Source organism: Natronolimnohabitans sp. A-GB9, from assembly GCF_030848565.1.
GTDB lineage: Archaea > Halobacteriota > Halobacteria > Halobacteriales > Natrialbaceae > Natronolimnohabitans.
Genome location: NZ_JAVDDV010000008.1, coordinates 159,639 through 168,870, shown reverse-complemented (window position 1 = coordinate 168,870; position 9,232 = coordinate 159,639). Strand labels below are relative to the sequence as shown.

Annotated in this window: 8 protein-coding genes and 1 pseudogene; 3 read left to right on the top strand and 6 right to left on the bottom strand. The window is 61.0% G+C overall.

Going from position 1 to position 9,232, the window contains the following annotated elements:
• The 4 genes and pseudogenes from RBH26_RS12850 to RBH26_RS12835 all read right to left on the bottom strand — a co-directional run.
• Positions 1–929 (bottom strand): annotated as a pseudogene (locus RBH26_RS12850) (hypothetical protein); the annotation flags it as partial.
• Positions 930–1,376: 447 nt separating this feature from the next.
• On the bottom strand, positions 1,377–1,862 hold the full coding sequence (locus tag RBH26_RS12845) for a hypothetical protein (RefSeq protein ID WP_306758726.1): 486 nt from the start codon (positions 1,860–1,862) through the stop codon (positions 1,377–1,379).
• Between the two features lie 262 nt (positions 1,863–2,124).
• Positions 2,125–2,544 (bottom strand): hypothetical protein, encoded by a 420-nt coding sequence (locus RBH26_RS12840; RefSeq protein WP_306758725.1) that lies wholly within the window; start codon positions 2,542–2,544, stop codon positions 2,125–2,127.
• A gap of 432 nt (positions 2,545–2,976) precedes the next feature.
• Positions 2,977–3,339: a hypothetical protein gene (locus RBH26_RS12835; RefSeq protein ID WP_306758724.1), complete on the bottom strand. Its 363-nt coding sequence runs from the start codon at positions 3,337–3,339 to the stop codon at positions 2,977–2,979.
• Positions 3,340–3,638: 299 nt separating this feature from the next.
• Here RBH26_RS12835 and RBH26_RS12830 point away from each other — a divergent pair, with 299 nt between their 5' ends.
• Complete coding sequence (locus RBH26_RS12830) at positions 3,639–5,174, top strand: hypothetical protein (protein WP_306758723.1); 1,536 nt, start codon at positions 3,639–3,641, stop codon at positions 5,172–5,174.
• A 268-nt stretch (positions 5,175–5,442) separates the two neighbouring features.
• Here RBH26_RS12830 and RBH26_RS12825 read toward each other — a convergent pair whose 3' ends face one another.
• Entirely contained in the window at positions 5,443–6,204 is a 762-nt protein-coding gene (locus tag RBH26_RS12825) for a hypothetical protein (protein ID WP_306758722.1), read from the bottom strand.
• A 511-nt stretch (positions 6,205–6,715) separates the two neighbouring features.
• Between RBH26_RS12825 and radB the strand changes: the two genes are divergently transcribed.
• Positions 6,716–7,423: a DNA repair and recombination protein RadB gene (radB, locus tag RBH26_RS12820; protein WP_306758721.1), complete on the top strand. Its 708-nt coding sequence runs from the start codon at positions 6,716–6,718 to the stop codon at positions 7,421–7,423.
• A gap of 187 nt (positions 7,424–7,610) precedes the next feature.
• On the opposite strand, the gene RBH26_RS12815 is transcribed toward radB, so the two are convergent.
• Positions 7,611–8,768, bottom strand: coding sequence for a CBS domain-containing protein (locus tag RBH26_RS12815; RefSeq protein ID WP_306758720.1), 1,158 nt, complete (start codon positions 8,766–8,768; stop codon positions 7,611–7,613).
• 104 nt (positions 8,769–8,872) lie between these two features.
• Between RBH26_RS12815 and RBH26_RS12810 the strand changes: the two genes are divergently transcribed.
• Entirely contained in the window at positions 8,873–9,175 is a 303-nt protein-coding gene (locus RBH26_RS12810; RefSeq protein WP_306758719.1) for a lycopene cyclase domain-containing protein, read from the top strand.
• Positions 9,176–9,232 lie beyond the last annotated feature (57 nt).

The window sequence follows — 9,232 nt, the reverse complement described above, 5'->3', positions numbered from 1 at the left end:
CGATACTCGAAGAACACCTCGATATCGTCCACGTCGAAGCTGCCGGGATCGGTCAGTTCGCCGTTAAGAGTCGCCGTCGACTCGTTGATATCGGTCGCTGGGCCGGTGACGACCGTCGGCTTCGTGATATCTGGCACGTCGTCCTTGGTGAACGTGAGGATAGCGCCCCGCACCGTCGTGTTGTCAGGCGCGACGGCGACCGCGCGGAACTCGTAGTCGGTCCCCGGTTCGACGTCGATCTCTGCGTCGAACGGGCCGGGTTCGGTGAGCGTCTGAGATGCGGTCGTCTCCCAGTCGATCGCCCCCTGTACCCGGTATTCGAAGAAGACGTCGACTGACTCGAAGCCGCCGAGGTCCTCCAAGAATCCGTTGAGGGTCGCCGTCGAATCGTTGATCTCGGTTGCCGGCTCCGTGGTGACCGTCACGTCCGGAATGTCGTCCGGATCTTCCACGCAGCCACCCTCGCTGATCGTCAGCCGCGGGTTGGCACCGCCACCGTTGAACCGTACGACCGCGCTCTCGACGGTGCCGCCGCCGTCTTTGAACACCTCGAACTGCAGTGCTCCACGACCGCCACCCGGGAAGAACCCCTCCACGGTTTGCTCTGACCCGTCCGCGAACTGGACCGTGAGCTCCGCAGGCAACTCGAGCGCCTGCGGCCCACCGGGCGTGAGTATCCACTTCCAATACCCGAATTCGCCGGGGCAATCCTGTGTCGCGTTTTCGCTCCCGAGACCACCCCACTGAATCTCACGGGCAAACTCGTCGTTGTCGGGATTGTCGTCGTTCGACCCGTCGTCACTCGAGTCGACTTGTGCCTGTTCTTGTTCTTCCTCCGGCTCGTCGTCGCTGCCGAGGCAGCCACTGAGTCCGACGACTGTGATACCACTCGCAGCCAGGAACCGTCGTCTGTTGGTCGAATCGACCATACGTCGACCACAGTCGATGCGACTATTGTTATTGGTTCACTGAACGTTCTTCCATAAACACGATAATATTCATACAGTAGAAATCGAAATAAATATCTAGAATACTGTTATACATCCAAATTAGTCAGTAACTGCTGTGAGTTATTCAGCCTCGAACGAGAGTCGTTGACATAAATCAGTATGCTGCCGTGAATGTCGTAGGTACTGTCTACGAGATCGACAGTGGGAATCGCTTCGCTACGTGGCGCCCGACTCGAGTGACTGCAGCGGTTCGCGACACGCCTTCGAGTACGGAACGTAAGTATCACGGCTGATTCCCGCCGTCGACGTCGAAAAGCCACACGGCGTACGAAACTCCGAACCGGACAACGGGACTTCGATCGGGTACGAACGGCAACTGTGCCGTCCGGTGTTGCCGATCAATGCCGATTCGTATCCGTTCTCGAGTCAGTCGATATCGATCGAGACGGAGCTCCCGTCCTCGCCGTCCTCACCGTCCTCGCCGTGGACGACGGTACTCGAGTCGACGTTGACCGACGACTGGGAGACGGTCGTCGACTGCGAGACGTTCACGTCCGCGCCCGCGTCACCGTCTGTGCCCGCCGTCGTACTGCTCTGGTGGACCGTCGACGTCGACTCCTGCGTGCCGTCTTCGGAGACCGTCGTCACGGAGACCGAGACGTCGTCTTCGGCGTCGACGATCACCGTGACATCGGTGGCGCCGGTGTCGTCGTCGGTCGTATAGGCTACCGTTCCCCACTCGAGCTCCGCTATCTCCTCGTGATCGATAGAGTCGGTCGTGGAGTCATCCGTCGATGCCGTTACGACCGAGACGTCTCCGCCGTCTTCGATGGTGACGTCGATGTTCGTCTGGTCGGTTTCGGAGTCGGACTCGGCGGTCACTTCACCCCACGGAAATTCGGTTTCTGTCATATTCTGTTGGTCGTCCGTATCGCTTACAGCACCGCCAGTGGCGCCAATGATTGCTGCACCCGCTACAATCCCCGCTGCTACCAGCACTGTGGCGAGCGCGATCGTCGTTCGATGCTCCCTCATAGTACTGTCATCATTGAGTCTGCCCTTTAATCATCGAAACCGTTTCACCAGTAGATAGTGACTATCTCGTCGATCAGTCTGCGTGAGAACAGCGTCGTTCGACGACCCAATACTCAATAAAAATAAATAAAGTTACTGTTTATAGAGCGTCGACGCCGATGTCGGCGTCAACAGTAACGAGACCGCCGTCGCCACCGTCGCCGCCGTCACCGGCGACAGCGGTTGCATTACCTTGCGTGGCGAAGTTGCTTTGTTCACTAGCTTGGAACTGGTTGACTCCTGCAGTCGCAGTCGCACTGCTACCGTGCTTGTGCTTGTCGTAGCCGTCATTTGCGTCTGCGCTCGCTTCAGCGACGGCTGTCTGGTCGTTGTTGTTCTCTTGGGCGATTCCCTGTTCGGCAACAGCGTTACCGCCATCGCCACCATCTCCACCAGGGCCGGTCTCGACAGTTATATTATCAGTATCAACGACTGCTGCCGCCGATCCTGCGAACCCCATCAGGAAGATGAGGCCGACCGCTACCATCGTCGTGAATGTTACCGTGAGTGCGCGCTTCATTGTTGATCACTGGGCACCCACATACGCGTGGACGCTCGAGTCCGCTCGACCTGCCTACCGATTCGCGTCGCTAATCGTGCGAATCCGGCGTTCTCGAGCGTCCTAACGCGCCGTGTTGCCCAGTCGGTGGCAACACCAGGGGTTCGTATTAAACCGTCCAACAGTTTCGCGATACAGCCGATATTGGGATCTGTAAGAATCAACGGATGAGAATTCCTACTCGAGGTGGGCAATCATATTGACCATCATACATCTTCTCTACTCGCTGACTGTCAATTCGAAGTGATTCCACGCCGTCCTGGAGATCGAAGGTATAAGACAACCTAACTATTCGGTTATCGGCTCGTAATAGTCAGTGATAACGGAACGATCAATACTCGTGAGAGCGGGAGCCGAATCGACAGTCGCCCGTCGAAACGACGTCGTTGTGGCTCAAAACGGCCGGACGACGAACCGATACGCGCGCTGACTGGCCGATCCGCGTCGGAGACCGGCTCCCATCGGCGGAGAGATGATCGCACACGACAATGGTGTCCGGACACCGTCGTGGCACGTCCGGGCACTCGCCTCGAGTTCGTCGACGACGATACCGGAGGCGGACTTCGACTCGAGTCCGGCACCGGTACCAGAACTCGCGGTAGTGGCAAGCGGTGTCGCGTCGCTGGGATCGAATTCTCCCGACGAACACCGCTGCCTCGAGGCATCGATTCCGAACCGACCCGCAGCCTCGAGTCGATCGGTAGTCCCGTATTTCGTCGTCGAAACGACGACTCGAGTTCCCACCGCCGTGAGCAACGATCAGTGTCGGCGACGCGTTGGCCGACGCTCGATTGCGGCCCGCGAACCCGGATCGATCCGTCGAACATCGAAACCGCCCGACGGCAACCGGTTTTAGCTGTCGATTTCTCGGAGAAGCAGGACTGTTCCAGTTAGTAGGCCGACTCATACGCTCCACAACCTGTTGATAACAAAGTCTATCATCGGGATAGGACCGTTCGCGTCGAACTAATCAACAGCGAACACAATCACCAGCGAAAATCAGAGATCACATGACAGACGGCAATTCAAGACGATCACGACTTACGATAGCATTGATGGCCTGTATCGTTTCCGTATCGATGATCGCCGGGGGCGTGCCCGCGGCGATGGCCGGGAGCGGAGACAAGGTCGAAGCAGATACCGTGCACGCACTCGACGACGGTGAGGAGCTCTACCTCGTCTTCGGTGCCGACCTCGGTGACAAGACGCTCGAGGAGTACGTCGAGAAACACGCCTCGGGCGACCAGGTCAGTGACGCCGAGATCAACCAGTACCAGGACGTCGAGCAGGTCAACATCAACCAACAGGGTAACGCGACCTCTATCTCGATCGACGGCGGCGAAGCCACCGCGATCCAGGAGGCGACCCAGCAAAACGACAACGACCAGTTCGCGGACGCGACGGCCGAGAACGTCCAGGTCGAGTCGACCCAGTTCGAGAACGTCGGTGACGTCAACGTCGTCATCGGTAACGGCGACGGCAAACAGTTCGACGGCTGGGGCGTCGCCGACAAGAAAGGTGACAAAGGAGACGTCGACCCTGACCAGGCTGCCGAAGCCGAAGTGACCCAGAGTCAGGAAGTCGGCCAGCTGAACTACAACGAACAGAGCGTCGCGTTCGCCCTCGCAGAGAACGACAGCGAGGCGACGGCCGTCCAGCAGTCCCAGCAGGATAACGTGAACCTCCAGCAGGGCGTCGCGAACGCGACCAACGTCTACGCCGGCGGCGGCCACTTCGAGGATCAGTCCGCGAGCGCCTCGGTCGAACAGGGCCAGGCAGTCGATCAGGAGAACTACAACGCACAGGACGGCGCTGTCGCGATCGCGGTCGGCGAGAACAGCACCGCGACGGCGATCCAGATGACCGAGCAGTCGAACATCAACGAACAGCTCGGTACGGCCGAAGCGATGAACGTCCTCACCTCGAGCGCCGGGATGAACGTCGCGGTTGCGGGCGTCGACGACAGTTCGATCGTCGACACCCAGGCGGCGGTCGAGAAACTCGACGAGAAGGACGATAAGAAGGACGACAAGAAGGACGACAAGAAGGACAAGAAGAACGACAAGAAAGACGATAAGAAGGACAAACACAAGAAAGGTGACGGCATCCAGACGGCGACCTCCGAAGTGACCCAGAGTCAGGAGGTCGAACAGATGAACGTCAACCTCCAGAGCACCGCGATGGCGATCGCCCAGAACGGCAGTGACGCGACGGCGGTGCAGATGGCCCACCAGCAGAACATCAACGCGCAGGTCGGCTTCGCCGACACGCTGAACGTCTACGCCGGCGCGGCGTACGACCACGATGCCGCTATTCAGTCCGAGACCACGAGTGTCAACCTCGGTGGCGAGGACATCGACGGCATCGCCTACGACTTCGACGCCGCTCAGACGAACGACGTCGAGCAGGAAGCCAGCGCGCTGATCGAGCAGGTGCAGTTCGTCACGCAGGAGAACGTCAACGAACAGCAGGCCGCGATCGCGATCGCCGACGACGACGGTAGCGCGGACTCGGCACAGTTCACCATGCAGGAGAACGAGAACCTGCAGTACACCGCTGTTTCGTCGTCGAGCGCCTGGATCGGAGCGTAACGACGATTTCCGGACAGTTGCTTTTTCTCTTTGCGGAGTCGGGGAGACGGTCGAGATAGGCGACCGACCGCAGCGTCGTCTCATACAGTCTGCTGTCGTCGATCACCACCGATCGACAGAACGGAGTTTGTGACCGGCGGGACACCGGTACAGCAGTCAGCATCAGCGGATCGTTCTCGAGTCAGTCGTGCCACTCGAGTTACGCCCGTCACGAGTCCCGCGGCGCGTACGAACCGAACGCCACAGTTACGGACTCGATTCGGAGTCGCTACGTTTCCTCCGAATCCGTATCCGGATCCGAGTCAGTACGCTGATGCTCCGAGAGCGCTTCGTCGATCGTCAACTCGCCCGCTGCGACGCGACGAGCGAGCACCTCGTCGATCGCCCGGTTCTCCTCGCTTTGCTCGCGCGAGCGATCCTTGATCACCTGTAGCTCGCCTGCGGTCGGTTCGATATCCCTACTGTCGACGACTTCGCCCTCGAGACGGGCGATGTTCACGGCCGCGAGCACGTCGCCCATGCCACGCGTGCCCGTGCCGAGGTACGGCGACGTCCCCGTCTCGTCGACGAGTTCGACCTGGACGTCCTCGAGATCGTTGACCAGCTTCGCGCTCTGAATTCGAGAGCCGTCACCGATGCGAACCAGCGGGTTGGCGGCTTCGTTGGCCTCGCGCTGGATCACGTCGACGGCCTCCGAGAGGGGAACCTGGAAGGCGGCGACGATCATCTCACCCGCGAGGACGGCGATGCCGGGCTTGCGGCCGGGATCGACGCCGATGATCGTCCGGCCGCCGTCGCCGCGGACGGCTGTCAGCGCCTGATCGACGGTCCGTCGCGGCGTGTCGGGATCGGCGACGATCGTCGTTACGCCCGCGAACTCGTCGGCGTGGTCGTCGTCGGTGACGACGACCGTGGTGTGGTCCGGAAGCTCCGCATCGGGCTCGACAGTCGTGAACTCGGTCCCACGGTCGCGGAGTTCGTTGACGACGCCGTGGTACACTTCGAAGTCTGACGTGGCGACGACGATCACGTCTCGACGTTCGCTCCCCGGTAGAATAAACGGTACGTGCGCGACTCGCTCGAGTCACACCTGCCGACTCGAGTCGGCCGTGTCGGCTCGAATCAGCCTTGTCGGTTCGGTGAGATGACACACCTCGAGCGAACGGGGATAGAGTGACGTGCAGTGGAGACTCTCATGGAAGTCATCGAGAACTGCAGGCCACCACGCTGTCCCCTCGCTCGAGGGGAGCATCGTGACTCGAAAGCGACGGGAAGCGGACGCGTTCCCATCGTGGTTCGTGGCGACGATGATATCCACGGCCTCCCCAACCGATTCACTCGCTCCGGCGTCGCTCGTTCATCCCTCGCACGGCTTCGAACCGCGTCGTCACTGTTCGTTCGACGCGGTTCAGCGTGCGCCACCGCACGTGGGATGATCGGCCCGTCCGAGTCACAGCCAAACGGCCGTGTCGCATCGAAACCCGCGATCGATAACGGGTCGGTTTCGGGGGCTTTTTGCCTGCAACCTGCCAACTCGAACCGTGAACGACGAGGCGATTCCAACCGGCTGTGGCCCGGTCGACGAGCTACTCGGCGGGGGGTTCGAACGCGGTACCGTCACGCAGCTGTACGGTCCGCCAGCAGCGGGCAAGACGAACCTCGCGCTCTCGGCGGCCGTCGAGACGGCCGTCGCCGACGGCACCGCGGTCTACATCGATACCGAAGGCGTCTCCGTCGATCGGTTTCAGCAACTGCTCGAGTCCCACGTCGACGACGGCGATCTCGAGGCCGTCGCCTCCCGGATCGTCATCGAGGACGCACTGGACTTCGAACAGCAGGCCGAGGCCGTCCGCGACGCCGAGGAGTTCGCCGAGCGGGCCGACCTGATCGTCCTCGACAGTGCGACCGGCTTCTACCGACTCGAGCGCACTGCCGACGGCGACGAGGGCGAGGCGCTGCGAAGCGTCACCCGACAGGTAACCCACCTCCTCTCGCTGGCCCGGAAACACGACCTCGCGGTCGTCCTGACGAACCAGGTCTTCTCCGATCCCGACGCCGACCGCACGCGGGCCCTCGGTGGAAACACGTTAGAACACTGGACCGGCGTCGTCCTTCGCCTCGAGCGGTTTCGCGGCGGGAACCGGCGTGCGACGCTCGAGAAACACCGATCGAAGCCGGCCGGAGACTCGGTCCAATTTCGGATCACGGACCAGGGACTCGAGGGCGGTGAGGACGTGCCGCGACACTGATCGGCGTGTCGACGGCCGTCGAACGCGAGACGGAAAATTGGAACCGATCCGGAAAACGGCGACTGGGGCCGGTCACCGAGGGTGACAGCCCACTCGAGTCGATCTAGTACCGTTCCACCCGTCGACTGCTGGGGCGAATCGGACGACACCGCAGGATTCGACCCAGCAGTTCAGGCGTGGACCGCCACTAGAGTTCGTTTAGCTTTCGCAGCAGCTGGCCGCGGTACTCCTCGTCGCTGGTGACGCCTTTGACCTCTAAGACGTTGCGCTCGAGTTTGTCGATAGCGACGCGGAAGGCGTTTTCGGCGCCGTACCCCTCGCCGGTGCCGGCGACCTGACCCTTGTTGGTTCGCAGGCGGATCTGGCAGTGGATCAGCGGCGTGCCACGGAGTTTCTCCTGGTGTTCTTTGAACCGGACGTGGGCGTGCATCACCTGCATGTCCTGGTACTTGTCCGCGACGTCCTGGATGCTCTCGACGACCGACTCCCGGGAGATGGTGTCGAGCATCGAGATGTTGGTAATCTGGACGTCCATGTGTTCCTCCTCGGTGAACGTTAGCGCCCGCAGGACGTCCGTCTTGGTGACGACGCCGATGACGACCCGGTCGTCGTCTTCGGGCGTGACCATCAACCCTGCGTAGTCTAGCTCGAGCATCTGCTCGACGGCCTCCTTGGCGGTCGTGCTGAGCGTCGTCGTCTCGACGGGACTGTTCATGATGTCGTAGACGGGGACGTCGAGCATCCGCTGGCTGTCGCCGACGCGGTCGCCGGTCGTCGTCGACTGGTTCTTTCGAATGACGAAGTCGGCGATGTCGTGGGTCGTCACGACCCCGGAGAGGTAGCCGTTCTCGTTGAGAACCGGCAGTCGAGAGATCCCGTGTTCGCGAAGCTGGTTGATCGCCCGACCGATCCCGTCGTCTTCTTCGAGCGTGACCGGATCGTCGGAGTAGACGTCCTCGACGGTGAGCGTATCGAGGTTGTCGATCACCGCCTCGAGAATCGCATCGTCGCTGATGACGCCCCAGAGATCACCGTGTTCGAACACCGGGGCGACCTTCGCGTTGCTCTCGATGAGCATCCGAGCGGTCTCCCGGACGTCCTCGTCTCGATCGACCCGGGGGACCGGCGAACTCCGGCTCGGTTTGATGAGTGCCGCCACCTTGGCGTCGTCCTCGACGTGGGACTGGAGGACCTCTCGCTCGCTGATGACGCCCTCGTACTCCCCGTCGTCGGTGACGATGATTCCCTTGGGGTTGCCGTTATCGAACGTAGAACGGACCTTCCCCATGCGCGTACCGACGTCGACTTCGATGTAATCCTGGGTGGCGATATCGGAGATATTCATCCTTCTGGGAGGGTATACTGCCGCCGGGGTTTTGAACATACCGCACGTTTTAGCCGGGTGGGTTCAAGGAACGGCGTTTTGGGTATCAGTGTGGTACCCCGTGTATGGTGCCCGATATCAGCGTGCTCGGACGGTACACCTACCTCGCGACCGAACTGTTCTGGGGTGCCGTCGCCGTCGTCCTCCTCCGACGGGCGAACGCGCTTCGAAAGGCCGGCGTCACGATACTCGCGCTGTATCCGATCGCGTACCTCTGGGACCGCTACACTCTCTCCGTCGGTGTCTTCGATATCAAACTCCGAACCGGTATCGATATCGCAGGTATCCCCCTCGAGGAACATCTCTTCATGGCGGTCGTCCCGGGGCTCGTGATCGGGTTCCACGAGACGATTTTCGGCGACGAGTGACAGTCGTCGAGTTTTTCGGCGACAAGTGACAGTCATCGAGTCAGACCACTGTCAATC